Origin of the sequence: Streptomyces sp. NPDC050508, assembly GCF_040655155.1 — a bacterium.
In the GTDB taxonomy this organism is placed as follows: domain Bacteria; phylum Actinomycetota; class Actinomycetes; order Streptomycetales; family Streptomycetaceae; genus Streptomyces.
Map to the genome: position 1 here is coordinate 880,771 of NZ_JBFAJJ010000002.1, position 14,315 is coordinate 895,085.

The following is a 14,315-nucleotide window of genomic DNA, read 5'->3' on the forward strand; positions in this document are numbered from 1 at the left end:
GGCCCAAGCGCCGGACGCAGCCCAGCACTGTCCAGAAACCCAGGGAGGGTCCGTGACAACCACGCCGTTCATGAACCAAGAAGGAATGACGCGCCGTCGCATGCTCGGAGCCGCGCTGGCAGTCGGGGTCACCGTGCCGACCGGCGTCGCAGGTCAGTCGTGGGCGGCTTCGACCGCCGCCCCGGGCCCGGTGCAGCTCACGCTGCCCGTGCCCACAGGACCGTACCCGGTGGGCACGGTGCCCCTGCACCTCGTCGACACTTCACGTCCCGATCCCGTGGCCGGTCCCGGGCATCACCGCGAGTTGATGGTCGGCGTCTGGTACCCCGCCCGGGGCGTCGAACGGTTTCCGCCGGCCCGCTGGACGTCCCCGGCCGTGTTGCGGCCGCTCCTTACGTCAGTGGGTTTTCCGGCCGATGTCGCGGTGGCGCCACTCACAGCCGGCCATGAGGGCGCGCCGGTTCGGCGAACGGGCGGGCGATTGCCCGTCGTCGTGTTCTCGCACGGCGCACACGATCACCGGGCGGACACCACCATCGTGGTGCAGGAGCTTGCCAGCCACGGGTACGTGGTGGTCACGGTGGACCACACGTACGACGCGTTCAGCGTGTTCCCGGACGGTCGGCTCACTGTCCCGCTCGACCGACCCGCCCTGACGCCACGGGACTTCGCAACCGACATCCGGTTCGTCCTCGACCGCGTCGAGGACCTTGCGGCCGGGCGCAACCCCGATGTCGAACACCGGCCGCTGCCGGCCGGCCTGCTCGGCGCCCTCGATCCGCAGCGCATCGGCATGTTCGGCTGGTCGAAGGGCGCGTCGGCGACGGCCTTCGTGATGAGCGAGGACCGGCGCGTCCGGGCCGGGCTGAGCTTCGACGGACCGATGCAGCCTACGGTCACCACCGACCTGGACCGGCCGTTCATGCTGATGACCGCCGAGTTCCCCCGTGCCACGCAGCCGAGCGTCGCCGAGTTCTGGTCGCACCTGCGGGGATGGCGGCTCAACGTCCAGGCGGAGGGCGCGGTTCACTCGTCGTACTGCGACGCCCAGTTCCTGATCCCGCAGCTGGCACAAGCCGTCGGGATGAGCGACGAGGAGCTGCAGGGCTGGATCGGCACCCTCGATCCGGTCCGGGCGGTGCGGATCCAGCAGGCGTACCCGCTCGCCTTCTTCGACCTGCACCTGCGCCACCACCGAGGGCACCTGCTCGACGGACCGTGCCCGGCCTTCCCGGAGGTGAAGTTCATCCCATGAAGCGGCGAACCGCCTCACTCCCGGTCGGCTCGCCGCCGTGACTACCGACATCCCTTGCGGTCACGGACTCCGCGTCGGCATTCGCGCGCGGTGGGGTCCTGCTTCGGAGCGGGTATCCGTACTGGTCAAACCCACGGTCTGCGTGAGCGATGCGTGAGCGGACGATGCGGCATGAGCCGTCACGAGCCGCACCGCGCATCACGGCGCGCATGCCCTGACCAGGTGGTTCCGGACACCGAAGAACCGTCCGGAACCACCCAGCAAGATCCCGCCAGGACTTTCAATCCATTGGTTGTGGGTTCGAGTCCCACAGGGTCTACCGGTGGTGGGCGGGGGTTATGGCCTCTGACCTGCTGTGCGGCGCCCGGGTCGGCTTCGGTCGACTCGGGCGCTTCCTTGTTTTCGAGCCATCATCCGCACACCGGCGGCCGGTGAAGCGATGGGCCGGTCGGCCTCTGTCGTCGCGCGGGCTGAGCGCGCACGATAACCGTGTGCCAGGTCGTGTGGAAGTGGGGCCACTGCGCGGGGCGCGGGAAGCACACCGTGCGGCACGCGGAGCGCGTCGTGTCGCCGCAGCACCCCGGCGTTTCGTCAAAGGGGTTCACTGCCATGGCTGTACAGCGATCGGGACCGGTGTCCCAGGGGCGAAACGGCGGGGAGCGGCTTGCCGGCCCGGCCGGTCGGCCCGGGCTTCGGGTACGGCTGCGGTCGCGGGCGGCCGGGGCCACGGTCTGGTACCTGCGGATGGTCGCGCTGCTGAACCTGGTGGCGGTGGTCTCGCTGCCGTTCCGGGAGGAGGTGCGTGAGCACAACGCAGGTGGTTTCTTCACTCCCTATCTCGCCACCGCGGGTCTGGTCTCGGCGGCGTTGGCGATGTTCCTGGCCGTGGTGATGCGGCGCCGCAAGCGCGCCGCGTGGATGTTCAACATGCTGCTGGCCGGCCCGCTCTTCGCGCTCTACGTCCTGGCGTTGACCCAGGCCCAGTACCAACGGCACGGCCTCAACTGGTTGTCGGCCCTGTTCACCGGCCTCTTCGTGGTCGCGCTGCTGCTCGCGCGCGAGGAGTTCCAGGCTGTCGGGGACCGTTCCAACCCCCGCCTCGCGCTGGCCGTGGCGGTCGGCGGGGTGGTGGTGAGCGGCACTCTGGGCACCGTGCTCGTGAGCGTCACCAACCGGGTCTCCGGCGCACCGCTGGGCGACCGGATCGCCTACACCCTGCTGCGGAGTGTCAGTGTCGGCCCGCTCGCCGACCACCTCGACTCCGTGGTGGCGCCCCGCTGGGCGGACGCTCTGATCAACGTCCTGGCGGCCGTCACCTTCCTTCTCGTGCTCTACGCCTGCTTCCGTGCCCCGCGAGGCCGTGAACTTCTGGGCGAGGACGACGAGAAGCGGCTGCGCGCACTGCTGGCCCGGCACGGTGAGCGGGACTCGCTCGGCTACTTCGCGCTGCGCCGCGACAAGGCCGTCATCTGGTCCCCGACCGGGAAGGCGGCGATCACCTACCGGATCGTGGGCGGCGTGGCCCTGGCCTCCGGCGACCCCATAGGCGACCCCGAGGCGTGGCCCGGCGCGATCGAGGTGTGGCTGCGTGAGGCGCGCCGGCACGCGTGGACGCCGGCCGTGATGGGCGCGAGCGAGGAAGCGGGCACGATCTATGCCCGGCACGGTCTGGACGCCCTGGAACTGGGCGACGAAGCCATCGTGGACCGTGTCGACTTCACCCTGGAGGGGCGCGCGATGCGTGGCGTGCGCCAGGCACACAACCGCGTCCGCCGGGCCGGGTACACCGTGCGTGTCCGCCGCCACGAGGACATCCCGGAGTCCGACATGGCCACCTTGGTCGACAGGGCGGACCACTGGCGGGACGGGGAGACGGAGCGCGGCTTCTCGATGGCCCTGGGGCGGCTCGGTGATCCGCTGGACGGCCGTTGCGTCATGCTGGAGTGCCACGACAGCGCGGCACGACCGCGGGCGATCCTCAGCTTCGTACCGTGGGGCGAGAAGGGGCTGTCGCTGGATCTGATGCGCCGGGACCGCAGTTCCGAGAACGGCCTGATCGAGTTCATGGTCATCGAACTGCTCCTGCGCGCGCAGGAGTTCGGCGTGGAGCGGGTGTCGCTGAACTTCGCCATGTTCCGGGCGGTCTTCGAGCGCGGCTCCCGGCTGGGTGCCGGTCCCGTGCTGCGTCTGTGGTGTTCCGTGCTGACCTTCCTGTCCCGTTGGTGGCAGCTGGAATCGCTCTACCGGGCCAACGCCAAGTACCGGCCCGTGTGGGAGCCGCGCTATCTCCTGTTCGAGACGAGTGGCGAAGTGCCCCGCATCGTGTTCGCCGCCGCCCGCGCCGAGGGCTTCCTCGCCCTGCCCGCCCTGCCGAAGCTCGGCCGCCGCCGGCGGCGGCCGCGTGCATCCGGCGAGAGCGCCCAACCGCCGCTGGGAAGCGGTCCTTTGCCGACGAACACGCCGTCGCCCGATTGACCGGCGCGCGGCGGGCAGGTCCGTGCCGGACCGGATCCCGCCGTCGCCACCGCGGCGAGCCGTGTTCCCGCCGGTGGTCGAGACGACGTCGTACAGAAGGTCGAGACGATGTCGTACCGAACCCTGCGACGGAGCGTTCACATCGAGCGGGTTCAACTCGACGGCAGTACCACTGCCGGTCCGGAGGATTCGGGGCCCGACCTCGGCCTCGTTCCGTTGACGACAGCGAGACTCATGTGGGCTTTCGGTGGCCCGGCTCAGGGAGCGAGTGAGAAGTAGCTTTCCTCCTCCTGGCTGAAGTGCAGGCGGAGGACGGAGTGGAGTCCGTACAGGCAGGCGCGCAAGTCGTCGAGTTGTTCCGGCTTCAGCGCGCCCGTCTCGTCCGCCATGCGGAGGTGGGTGGTGATGCGGCGGGCCAGGCGGGTGATCTCGGTGTGGGCCCGGCTCATGGTCTCGGTGGTCTCCGGGCCCCCGAGCTGTCTGTTCATGGCCGGGTAGAGCTGGTGCTCCTCCGCGTATTCGTGGGGGAGCAGCCGGGTGGTGAGCAGGTGGTCGACGCGGCGTACGGCGGCCAGCGACCGCGGACCGTCCTGCGCGGAGAGCAGGCCGGCGGCTTCACGGATGGCGTCCAAGGCGTCCCTGAGGTCGTCGTGTTCGGCCGCGAAGCGGTGGATGAGGGCCTCAGCGTCCGGTTCGAGAGCGGTGCGGGCGCCACGAGGCGGCAGCAGCGCGCGCAGGGCGTTGAGGATGACCGCGATGTCGATGGCTTCCTGGAGAAGGGCTCCGACGGCAGGGGGCAGCCAGCCGAGGAGGGCCGCGATCATGGCGATCAGTGACATCGCCATCCCGCCCGCGGCACTCTGGACCGCGATCCGGCGGGCCCGCACGGCGATCTCCATGGCGTCGGCGAGGCGGTCCACCCGGTCGGTCGTGAGGACGATGTCCGCGGCTTCGGAGGTCGCGGTGGAGCCGCGGGCGCCCATGGCCACGCCGATGTCGGCGGCGGCCAGGGCGGGTGCGTCGTTGACGCCGTCGCCGACCATGACGGTGACGGCCCGTGCGCGTTCCTCCTGTACCGCCGCGACCTTGTCGGCGGGGAGCTGACCGGCCCGGACGTCGTCGAGGCCCAGGACGGCTCCCACTTCGCGGGCGGGTTCGGCGCGGTCACCGGTGAGCATCAGCAGCCGGGTCAGCCCCGCCGAGCGAAGCCGGCGCACCGTGCGTGGGGCGTCGTGGCGCAGCGGGTCCTGGAGCAGGACCGCACCGGCGAGCGCGTCGTCGACGGTGAGCCAGGCGATGGTGGCGCCGTCGAGGACGGCACGGTTGTCCACGGCACGTGCCCAGTCGGGGAGGGCCGCCTGAGGGAGATCGGACCTGCCGACGCCGAGGCGGAGGCCGTCCACGGTGCCGGCGGCCCCGCGCCCGGGTTTCTCCGTGACTTCGGCGGGCATGGACAGCGCCAGGCCCCGGACACGTGCCTCGCGGACGATCGCCTCGGCCAGCACATGCGCGGATACCTGGTCGAGCGATGCGGCCAGCCGCAGCACCTCGGACGGCGACCGTTCGGGGGCGGCGGCGACCGCCAGGACACGCGGTCGGCCGACGGTCAGGGTGCCGGTCTTGTCGATCACCAGGGTGCGGGCCCGGCCCAGGCTCTCCAGTGCCCCGCCGTCCCGGACGATGACACCGCGGCGGGCCGCCCGCGACAGCCCGGAGACGACGGCGACCGGCGCCGCGAGCAGCAGCGGGCAGGGGGTTGCCACGACGAGGACGGCGACCGCCCGTACGGCGGATCCGCTCACCAGCCAGGCGAGAGCGGCCAACCCCATCGACAGCGGCAGGAACCAGGCCGCGTAACGCTCCGCCAACCGCACGGTGGGTGCCCGCTCCGCGCCCGCGTGCCGGGCCAGTCGCACGATCTCCGCGTACGTACTGTCCTGCGCGGTGGCGGTGGCCCGGAGTTCGAAGACACCGCCCGCGTTCACGACACCGCTGCGTACGGGCTCGCCGGTGCCGCGCTCGACCTGGGCGGACTCGCCGGTCAGCACGGACTCGTCGAGTTCCGCCGTACCGGCCAGGACGCTGCCGTCGACGGGGACCACGTCTCCCGGGCCGACCACGAGCACATCGCCGACGACGACCTCGGCGAGCGGGATCACGGCCACCTCGCGGCCGGTCCGGCGGCGGGCCGAGCGGGGGGCGTGCTCCAGCAGGGCCCGCAGGTCGTGGGAGGCCCGGCTCTCGGCGGCGGCGTCCAGGGCCCGGCCGGTCGCCAGCATCAAGGCGATCAGCGCACCCGCCAGGTACTCGCCCACCGCGAGCGTCCCGACCAGCGCCAGCACCGCGATCAGGTCGACGCCGGCCCGTCCTTTCCGCAGCGCGGCCAGGACCCAGGCCAGGGCGGGCACGACGGCCAGTACGGTGCCGGCCGCCCAGCAGGCGTCGGCGATGCCCGGGCTACCGACTGCCCAGGCGATTCCACCGCTCAGCAGGGCGGCCGCCGTAGCGACCAGCAGCGTCGGTTCGAGCAGTCCGCGGACACTCCGGGCCTTCGGTTCCTGCCGGTCCCCGGTGTCTCCCATGTGCGACACGACAGTGGCCCTCCGACTTCCCCGGGCACGTCACTCCGCCGGGTGCGGCAGTGTCCCGGGTCTTCATGCAACCGTGCGCACCGCGCCGGCCGGCAGGGCCGAACGGTCCACAACCATGGGCCTGTCGGCCAATCCGGGCGCGGGTGGCGGAATCGTAGGATGTCGGTGTGCTTGTGCTGGTGGTCGAGGACGACCCGGGGATCGCCGCTTCCCTGGTGCTGGGCCTGGAGCGGGCCGGGTACCGGGCACGCAGTGTCGGCACCGGGAGGGAAGCGCTGGCGGCGGTCCCGGACCCCGATGTGGTGCTGCTCGACCTCGGCCTGCCCGACTTGGACGGCGTCGAGGTCTGCCGTCGGATGCGGAGCCGCTCCGGCGCCGCGATCATCGTGGTGACCGCGCGCGGAGAGGAAGCCGATCGGGTCGCGGCCCTGGACGAGGGCGCCGACGACTACCTGGTCAAACCGTTCGGCCTGGCGGAGCTGCTGGCGCGGATCCGGGCCGTGCTGCGCCGCGTCCAGCCGTCCGACTCCGAACTGCTGCGGCACGGACCCCTCGCGGTGGACCTGCGGACCCGCAAAGTGACCGTCGGCGGGCGTGAAGTCGTGCTCACACCGAAGGAGTTCGACATCCTGGAGTGTCTGGCCGCCGACCCGGGGCGGGTGGTCACCCGCCAGGAGGTCCTGGAACGCGCCTGGGACGCGCACTGGTACGGCCCCACCAAGGTGCTGGACGTGCACATCGCGGCGCTGCGCCGCAAGCTCGGCGTACCCGGACTGGTGGAGACCGTGTACGGCCGTGGGTTCCGCCTCGGCGCACCCGATCCCGGCCAGGACCCTGCCGCCGGTGCGCGATGACCCGGCGTATCGCACTGGCCTTCATCGCGCTGATCGTCATGCTGCTGGTGCTGGCGGTGGTGCCGCTCGGGCTGTCCCTGTCGCAGCGTGAACGCACCTCTTTCCGGGACACGACCGAGGCGGTGGACCGGACGATCGCCGCCGCGGCCGAGGAACACCTGTCGGACCACCGCTCCTCCGCCTCCATGCGACAGCTCCTGGAACAGGCCGAGCGGGCGGGGGACTGCGCCGCGGTCTTCGACGCGGCGGGGCAGGTCGTGGCGGCCACCGAGTGCCCCGGACGAACCGGCGAAGGCGACGAGGACGACGAGGCCGCCGACGCCTGGGGCGACCTGGCGCACCAGGTGCTCGCCCACCCGGAGACGGCCACCCGTGAGCGGGACGACCGGCTGGTCGTCGCCGTGCCCATCGGCGACACCGCACGTCCGGTCGGGGTGGCGGTGCTGTCCCGGTCGGCGGAGGCCACGAACGACCGGATCAGCGCGATGTGGGGGCGGCTGGCGCTGATCGGCGCCGGTGTTCTGGTGGCGGGCGGGCTGTTGTCGGTGGCGCTGGCCCGCTGGGTCGGACGCCCGCTGCGGGCCGTGGACGCCGCCGCGCTGCGGCTCGGCGAGGGCGCGCTGGACGTACGGGCGCCGGGCGGGCACGGTCCGGTGGAGGTACGCAGGCTCGCCTCGACCTTCAACACCATGGCGGCACGCATGGAGGCCCTGATCCACGGGCACCGGGCGGTCGTCGCCGACGTGTCGCACCAGCTGCGCACGCCGCTCACCGCGCTGCGGCTGCGGCTCGACCTGCTGGCGGCGGGCGCCGACGAGGCCACGGCGGCGGAGTTCGCCGGGGCGCAGGAGGAGATCGCCCGGCTGTCCCGGCTGGTGGACGGGCTGCTCGCGGTGGCCCGCGCGGAGACCGCGGTGCCCAGACCGGTTCCGGTCCGGGTGGACCACGTGGTGGACGAGCGGGTCACCGCTTGGGAGCCGGTGGCACGGGAGCGGCGGGTGCCGCTCGTCGGCCACTGCGGCACCGGGGTGACGGCGTACCTGGGCGCGGGAGATCTGGAGCAGGTGATCGACAACCTGGTGGCCAACGCCCTGGACGCGGTGGGTGAGGGCGCGACTGTCCGCGTCGAGGGGAGGGCGACGCGTGAAGGGGTGCTGCTGACGGTGGTGGACGACGGCCCGGGGATGACCGCGGCGGCCCGCGAGGCGGCCTTCCGGAGGTTCGGCAACCCGGACGCGTCAGGCAGCGGTCTGGGACTGGCCATCGTGCACCGGTTGGTCACCGCGAACGGCGGCACCGTACGGCTTGAGGACACGGCCGGCGGAGGGCTGACCGTCGCGCTGGAACTTCCCTCGCCACCGTCCCAGGGGCCGTCGCGTGGCCTGCGGGCGGGATCTTAACCGCTTCTGAAGAACTCCTGAACCGGTTCCCGACGGGCCGCCGGGCAGCCTGGGTAGTGGGACAACCGATCTCCTGGTGAGGAGTTCATCCATGCCTCTTCCCGAGCAGCCCGCAGCCGCCGACCGATCCGTGCACGATGCCGTCCGGCGCCGCGAACGAGGACTGCGTCGCGTGAGCGTGACGAGCCGTTGGGTGGCCGCCGCAGCCGTCGCGGGCACCGCCGTACTGGGTGCCGGGTACGCGCACGCGCTCCCCGGCATCGCCCTGCCGACCGGGTCCGCCCAGCACGGCACCGGTACCAGCACGGGCACGAGCGGCGGCCTCCAGCCCGCCGGACAGGCGCCCGCGCCGACCGGGCAGGCGCCGCAGACCCAGTCGGGTGCGTCGTGAGCGCCACATCGGCGGGCGCACGCAGCCGAGTCGGAGGCGGTGCGGGAGCCGCGCGCCCGGCGGCGACCGTTCGTACGGTCGCGGCTATTCCCGCCGTCGCCACTTCGGCTGTCGTCGCGCCCGCGACCGCGGTCTTCCCCGCGCTGGGCACCACCGCCGTACTGCTCACCGCCGACCAGGCCCGCGCCGACGACGCGCTGCTGATCCTGCGGGCCGAGCTGGCCGCCATCGACGCGGCGTGCAGCCGGTTCCGTTCCGACTCGGAGCTGTCCCGCGTCAACGCGGCCGCGGGCATCGGGCCCGTACCGGTGAGCGCCCTGCTCGCCGAGGCCGTGGAGGTGGCCCTGCGCGCCGCCGAACTCACCGACGGAGCCGTCGATCCCACGGTGGGCCCGGCGGTCGTGGCACTCGGCTACGACCGCACCTTCGCCGAGGTCGCCGCGCGGCGGCCCGAGAACACCGAGCCGGCGACTGCGCCGCGGCCCGCCGCGGGCTGGCGGTCCGTCCGTTGGGACCCGGCCCTGCGGCTGCTGCGCCTTCCTGCCGGCACGACGCTCGACCTCGGCGCCACGGCCAAGGCCCTGGCCGCGGACCGTGCGGCCCGCCGGGCCGCCGCAGCGGTGGGCTGCGGAGTCCTGGTCAACCTCGGCGGCGACCTGTCGGCGGCGGGCGAACCGCCGGCCGGCGGCTGGCGCGTCGCCATTGCCGACAACCACGCAGGCCCGGAGGGCGGTTGGCGGGCCGGGATCGCGGACGTCCACGCGGCCCGGGAAGGCAGCGGACGGGCTGGGATCACGGACGACCACACAGCCCCGAACGCCGGTCCGCAGGCCGCGACCGCCGATCGCCACACAGTCCTGCACACCGGCCCGCAGCCCACGATCACCGACAACCGCGCGGCCCCGAACGCCGCCCCCCGACACCCTGTCGTCTCGATCCGCGACGGTGGCCTCGCCACATCCGGCACCACCGTACGGACCTGGCGGCGCGGCGGCCGGACGCTCCACCACATCGTCGACCCGGCCACCGGCGACGTCCCACCGGCCGTCTGGCGCACGGTCAGTGTCGCCGCGGGCAGCTGCGTGGACGCCAACACCGCGACCACCGCCGCCCTGGTCCTCGGCGAACGCGCCCCCGACTGGCTGCGCGGCACCGGTCTGGCCGCCCGTCTGGTCCGCGTCGACGGCAGCGTGCTGTGCCTCGGAGCCTGGCCCGCCGACGGAGGCGACCGATGACCGGCACCGGCGCCGTCCTGTTCGCCGCGGGAACCTCCGGCCCCAGCCCGCTCTGGTACGCCACCCGAGCCGGCGGCACCGTATCGCTGGTCCTGCTGACCGCGACGGTCGCGCTCGGTATCGCGACGGCGGGACGGTACGCGCCGGTGCGCCTGGGCCGGTTCGAGGTGTCCGCGCTGCACCGCAACCTGTCGCTGCTCACCCTGGCCTTCCTGGCGATGCACATCGTCACCGCCATCGCCGACAGCTACGCCCACCTCACCTGGCCGACGGCGTTCGTGCCCTTCATGGCCTCGTACCGTCCGCTGTGGGTCGGCCTGGGCGCGGTCGCTCTGGATCTCCTGGTGGCGGTCGCGGTGACCAGCGCGGTCCGTGGACGCCTGGGCCTGCGCCGGTGGAAGGCGGTGCACTGGCTGGCGTACGCGTCATGGCCGGTGGCGCTCTTCCACGCGGCAGGCACCGGTACGGACACCCGCCTGGGCCCGCAACTGGTGCTGTACGCGGGCTGTCTGCTGACCGTCGTGGCCGCCGTGTGGTGGCGGCTGGTCAGGGCCGGGGCGCAGGCGGCCCGGGTACGCCGGTGGGCGACGGCGGCCCTGGTTCTGGTGCCCGTGGCACTGGTCGCGTTCCTGGCCGTCGGCCCGTTGCGGCCCGGCTGGGCGCAGCGCGCGGGCGGCACGGCACAGGCCCCGGCGTCGTCCACCGCCCCGGTGGTCCCCCACCAGTCGCCGACTCCACAGCAGCAGTCCGACCAGCAAGCCGAGCACGAGGGAGACGACGCCGAATGAACTCCGACACCGGGACCGGGTCCGTACTCGCCGGAGAACATGCGGCGGCCCCCTGCGGGCCCTACGGCGAACGACTGCTCCACGGCTGGTACGACACCGGCCGGACCGCCGACCTGACGGAACACCTCGGCCGGTACGGCCCGCTCCCGCTGTCCTCGGCGCGCAGTCGCGGGGCCGCCATGCCGCTGGTACGCGCCGTGGAGGAGGCCGGGCTCACCGGCCGGGGCGGCGGGGGCTTTCCCACCGGCCGCAAGCTCCGCTCCGTGGCCGGGGCGAAGGGGCCCGCCGTAGTGGTCGCCAACGGCATGGAGAGCGAGCCGGCCAGCCACAAGGACGAGGTGCTGCTCTCCCTCGCCCCGCACCTCGTCCTGGACGGTGCGGTACTGGCCGCCGTCGCGGTCGGCGCCGACGTGGTGCACCTGTGCGTGCCCCGCACCCGGGCGACGCAGGCGGACCAGCTCACCGCGGCGGTCGCCGAGCGGCGCCGCGCCCGGCTCGATCCGGTACCGGTGAAGGTCCACACGCTGCCCCACCACTTCGTCTCCAGCGAGGAGACGTCCCTGGTGAGCTGGCTGAACGGCGGCGACGCCCGCCCTTTGGCCACCCCACCCCGCCCCTTCGAGAAGGGCGTCGGCAAACGGCCCACCCTGATCGGCAATGTGGAGACCCTGGCCCGCCTCGCGCTGATCGCCCGCTACGGCTCCGCCTGGTTCCGCGAGAGCGGCAGTCCCCGGGCACCGGGCACCACGCTGGTCACGGTCTCGGGCGCCGTCCGGTACCCGGGGGTGTACGAGATCCCGGCGGGCAGTCCGGTGCCCACGGCGCTGGGCCGGGCCGGTGGCCCGCTGGGGCGGCTCGGTGCCGTACTCGCGGGAGGCTTCTTCGGCAGCTGGCTGCCGGTGCCGCTGAGCACTGTGGCCCCGGAACGAGGCGCGGGCGTTCTGGTGGCGCTGCCCGAAGACACCTGCGGTCTCGCCGAGACGGCAGCCGCGCTGGAGTACCTCGCCGCGCAGAGCGCCCGGCAGTGCGGGCCGTGCCGTTTCGGGCTGCCGGCCGTCGCCGAGGACTTCGCCGCGCTCGCCCGGGGCGCTGCCGATGCCCAGCGGATCGACCGGCTGCACCACCGCCTCGGACTGCTCCCGGGACGCGGCGCGTGCAGCCATCCCGACGGCGGAGCACGGCTGGCCGCCTCGGCGCTGCGGGTCTTCGCCGACGACGTCCGCCGGCACGTACACGCCGGACCGTGCCGCGCCGCGTACGCCCCCCTCGTCCTGCCCGTGCCCGCAGCCCGGCCCCCCAAGGAGGAGGAATGGCGATGACCCGCGCCCGAGCCGAAGTCCAGGCCCACGTACTGGCCGTCGATTTCGCCGCCTGCGACGGGCACGGCCTCTGCGCCGAACTGCTGCCCGAGCTGGTCGGCCTGGACGAATGGGGGTACCCCGTGCTCCATGGCTCCACGGTCCCGCCCGAGCTGCTCTCCCACGCCCGACGCGCGGTCGCCGCGTGCCCGGTGATGGCGCTCCGCCTGAACCGCTTGCCCGCACCTCCGCCCGATCGGCCCCTGAGCCCCACTACGGGCACCCGCGGACGTACGTAGCCGCTGCTCGGCGACTCGCCTTGCGTGAGTGGACGACGCGGCAGAGGCCCCCGCGGTGTGGACCGGGCGCGGAGCAGTACCTGCCCTGACCTGGTGGTTCCGGACACCGAGTCAGCGTCCGGAACCACCCGACAAGATCGCGCCAGGACTGTTAATCCATTGGTTGTGGGTTCGAGTCCCACAGGGCCTACGCAATCGGTCCCGGCTCAGAGGCACTTCGAGCTGGGACCGCAGCTGTTTTCGGGGCTTCGGTGATCGTTAGTTCAGCCGACGCTCAGATGGCGTGGTCCCGAAGCCCCGGCACGAACTCCTCAGGCAGGGTGTCGCCCTCTTGCAGGTTCAGGTCGAGAAGCGTCTGCCTCGCCGACGGATCCAGTGATGTCCACCATTGCGCGACTCGCGCGCTGCGTGTGTTGGCCATGGGCCCAGGAGAACAGGGGCGAAAAGGGGTGAGCCAACCTCATGAGACAGGGCCTGGTCCCGCCCGACGCCAAGTGCTCACGGGGTACGGGACGGGCGGGGGTCAGTAGCGTCGCCCGGGCGCGGTCTGGGTCGGCACTGGCTTGCACGGAGCCGTGTGGATGTGGATGAAGAGTGTCGTGCCCGCGCCCGAGGGCGACATCTTGGGCACGTCTCTCGCGTCTTCGTCCCGCATCGGCTTGTCGCAGCTCACGCAGATCTTCACCGCCGGACCTCCTTGCGCCAGACGACGAACCAGGCCGGTACAGGGCCTCCGCCTCCGGGCACTTGGGCACTTGGGCGGTGGCTCCGGACTGTCCACGTCGACCTTGCAGCCGGGGCGGGCGACCGAGTGGTCGAAGAGGGCGTTGAGCGCCTCGTCCATCGGGGTCGGTGCGGGTGCAGGTCCGGTCATGATGTGGAGGCCGGTAGGGCCTGATCGGCGAGCGGCACGCGGTCGTAGGCCTGGCGGCATGGGTGGCAGGCGAAGTGGTTCCCCATCGTTCCCGGTCCACTGCTCTGCTCGATCACCTGGATGAGGCGCACGCCCCGTGCGTAGTTCTGATGCCAGGCACACCACCCGACAGCGGCGGGGGTGTTCGCGGTGCCCGCGGTCTGCGTAGGTTCGGCCATGTCGACCTGCTTTCTCAGGTTGGCCACGCCCGGGGCCGTCGACACGGCCGCCGGGGTTTCTCATGTCTCCCGGCGCTAGGAAGCTCCGCCTCCCATGTCATGCCGGCTACCTCCAGACGCCTGGCTACGCGACGGCGCTCATGGGCACGATCGCGGGCTTCCGCGGCACCCCGGATGCTGTGAGCGAGGCGGTCGAGGTCCGTATGCGCCGCGCTCGGGTGATCCACGAAGGCGATCACCGGTTCGCGACGCTCATTGAGGAGAACGTCCTCCGGCACCGGGTCGGCGACACGGACGTGATGGCCGGCCAGTTGGGCAGCCTCCTCGCCGCGATGGTGCTCCCGTCCATGTCGCTCGGGATCATCCCGGCGGCAGCGCCCCGGGAACAGATCATGTGGCCTCTGGAGCAGTTCACGGTGTTCGACGATGTGCGCATCCACGTGGAGTTGCTCGCCGCGAAGGTGACGGTCACAGCCCCTGGCGAACTCGACATCTACCTCCGGGCGTTCGCGCGACTCGCAGACCTTGCGGTGCACGGCGCCGAAGCGCGCGCCCTGATCCTGAAGGCGATCGAATACCTGCACTGATCCCGGACATGACGAAGCGCCCTCAACCACGGCCGCGATGACCGTGGTTG

12 protein-coding genes are annotated in these 14,315 nt (G+C 72.7%); 10 read left to right on the plus strand and 2 right to left on the minus strand.

Translation table 11 applies throughout. The features are described 5' to 3' along the window. Positions 1-85: 85 nt before the first annotated feature. Both AB0I69_RS09365 and AB0I69_RS09370 read left to right on the plus strand, forming a co-directional pair. The gene (locus tag AB0I69_RS09365) at positions 86-1,255 is read left to right on the plus strand and encodes an acetylhydrolase (RefSeq protein WP_363094946.1); all 1,170 of its coding nucleotides are present in this window, start codon (positions 86-88) and stop codon (positions 1,253-1,255) included. 609 nt (positions 1,256-1,864) lie between these two features. Then, positions 1,865-3,730, plus strand: a complete 1,866-nt coding sequence (locus tag AB0I69_RS09370; protein ID WP_363094947.1) for a phosphatidylglycerol lysyltransferase domain-containing protein — start codon at positions 1,865-1,867, stop codon at positions 3,728-3,730. 257 nt (positions 3,731-3,987) lie between these two features. Here AB0I69_RS09370 and AB0I69_RS09375 read toward each other — a convergent pair whose 3' ends face one another. Then, a complete protein-coding gene (locus tag AB0I69_RS09375) occupies positions 3,988-6,312 on the minus strand; it encodes a heavy metal translocating P-type ATPase (RefSeq protein WP_363094948.1) in 2,325 nt (774 codons plus the stop codon). 176 nt (positions 6,313-6,488) lie between these two features. On the opposite strand from AB0I69_RS09375, the gene AB0I69_RS09380 reads away from it, so the two are divergent. The 7 genes from AB0I69_RS09380 (at position 6,489) to AB0I69_RS09410 (ending at position 12,586) form a co-directional block, all read left to right on the plus strand. Beyond that, complete coding sequence (locus AB0I69_RS09380) at positions 6,489-7,175, plus strand: response regulator transcription factor (RefSeq protein ID WP_363094949.1); 687 nt, start codon at positions 6,489-6,491, stop codon at positions 7,173-7,175. Continuing rightward, entirely contained in the window at positions 7,172-8,575 is a 1,404-nt protein-coding gene (locus AB0I69_RS09385) for an ATP-binding protein (protein ID WP_363094950.1), read from the plus strand. Before AB0I69_RS09380 ends, AB0I69_RS09385 begins: the two co-directional genes overlap by 4 nt. A gap of 91 nt (positions 8,576-8,666) precedes the next feature. After that, entirely contained in the window at positions 8,667-8,966 is a 300-nt protein-coding gene (locus AB0I69_RS09390; RefSeq protein WP_363094952.1) for a hypothetical protein, read from the plus strand. Next, the gene (locus AB0I69_RS09395) at positions 8,963-10,201 is read left to right on the plus strand and encodes an FAD:protein FMN transferase (protein WP_363094953.1); all 1,239 of its coding nucleotides are present in this window, start codon (positions 8,963-8,965) and stop codon (positions 10,199-10,201) included. The genes AB0I69_RS09390 and AB0I69_RS09395 overlap by 4 nt, the downstream gene beginning before the upstream one ends. Next, entirely contained in the window at positions 10,198-10,989 is a 792-nt protein-coding gene (locus AB0I69_RS09400) for a ferric reductase-like transmembrane domain-containing protein (protein WP_363094954.1), read from the plus strand. The genes AB0I69_RS09395 and AB0I69_RS09400 overlap by 4 nt, the downstream gene beginning before the upstream one ends. Next, complete coding sequence (locus tag AB0I69_RS09405) at positions 10,986-12,308, plus strand: NADH-ubiquinone oxidoreductase-F iron-sulfur binding region domain-containing protein (RefSeq protein WP_363094955.1); 1,323 nt, start codon at positions 10,986-10,988, stop codon at positions 12,306-12,308. Before AB0I69_RS09400 ends, AB0I69_RS09405 begins: the two co-directional genes overlap by 4 nt. Next, complete coding sequence (locus AB0I69_RS09410; RefSeq protein WP_363094956.1) at positions 12,305-12,586, plus strand: ferredoxin; 282 nt, start codon at positions 12,305-12,307, stop codon at positions 12,584-12,586. The genes AB0I69_RS09405 and AB0I69_RS09410 overlap by 4 nt, the downstream gene beginning before the upstream one ends. A gap of 274 nt (positions 12,587-12,860) precedes the next feature. Here the strand turns inward: AB0I69_RS09410 and AB0I69_RS09415 are convergent, their stop codons facing one another. After that, positions 12,861-13,007: a hypothetical protein gene (locus tag AB0I69_RS09415; protein WP_363094957.1), complete on the minus strand. Its 147-nt coding sequence runs from the start codon at positions 13,005-13,007 to the stop codon at positions 12,861-12,863. 811 nt (positions 13,008-13,818) lie between these two features. Between AB0I69_RS09415 and AB0I69_RS09420 the strand changes: the two genes are divergently transcribed. Beyond that, positions 13,819-14,265 (plus strand): Scr1 family TA system antitoxin-like transcriptional regulator, encoded by a 447-nt coding sequence (locus AB0I69_RS09420; RefSeq protein WP_363094959.1) that lies wholly within the window; start codon positions 13,819-13,821, stop codon positions 14,263-14,265. Positions 14,266-14,315 lie beyond the last annotated feature (50 nt).

Coding starts and splice junctions, on each gene's coding strand:
- AB0I69_RS09365 (WP_363094946.1), top strand. CDS start 86: ATGACGCGCCGTCGCATGCTCGGAGCCGCGCTGGCAGTCGGGGTCACC.
- AB0I69_RS09370 (WP_363094947.1), top strand. CDS start 1,865: ATGGCTGTACAGCGATCGGGACCGGTGTCCCAGGGGCGAAACGGCGGG.
- AB0I69_RS09375 (WP_363094948.1), bottom strand. CDS start 6,312: ATGGGAGACACCGGGGACCGGCAGGAACCGAAGGCCCGGAGTGTCCGC.
- AB0I69_RS09385 (WP_363094950.1), top strand. CDS start 7,172: ATGACCCGGCGTATCGCACTGGCCTTCATCGCGCTGATCGTCATGCTG.
- AB0I69_RS09390 (WP_363094952.1), top strand. CDS start 8,667: ATGCCTCTTCCCGAGCAGCCCGCAGCCGCCGACCGATCCGTGCACGAT.
- AB0I69_RS09400 (WP_363094954.1), top strand. CDS start 10,198: ATGACCGGCACCGGCGCCGTCCTGTTCGCCGCGGGAACCTCCGGCCCC.
- AB0I69_RS09405 (WP_363094955.1), top strand. CDS start 10,986: ATGAACTCCGACACCGGGACCGGGTCCGTACTCGCCGGAGAACATGCG.
- AB0I69_RS09410 (WP_363094956.1), top strand. CDS start 12,305: ATGACCCGCGCCCGAGCCGAAGTCCAGGCCCACGTACTGGCCGTCGAT.
- AB0I69_RS09415 (WP_363094957.1), bottom strand. CDS start 13,007: ATGGCCAACACACGCAGCGCGCGAGTCGCGCAATGGTGGACATCACTG.
- AB0I69_RS09420 (WP_363094959.1), top strand. CDS start 13,819: ATGGGCACGATCGCGGGCTTCCGCGGCACCCCGGATGCTGTGAGCGAG.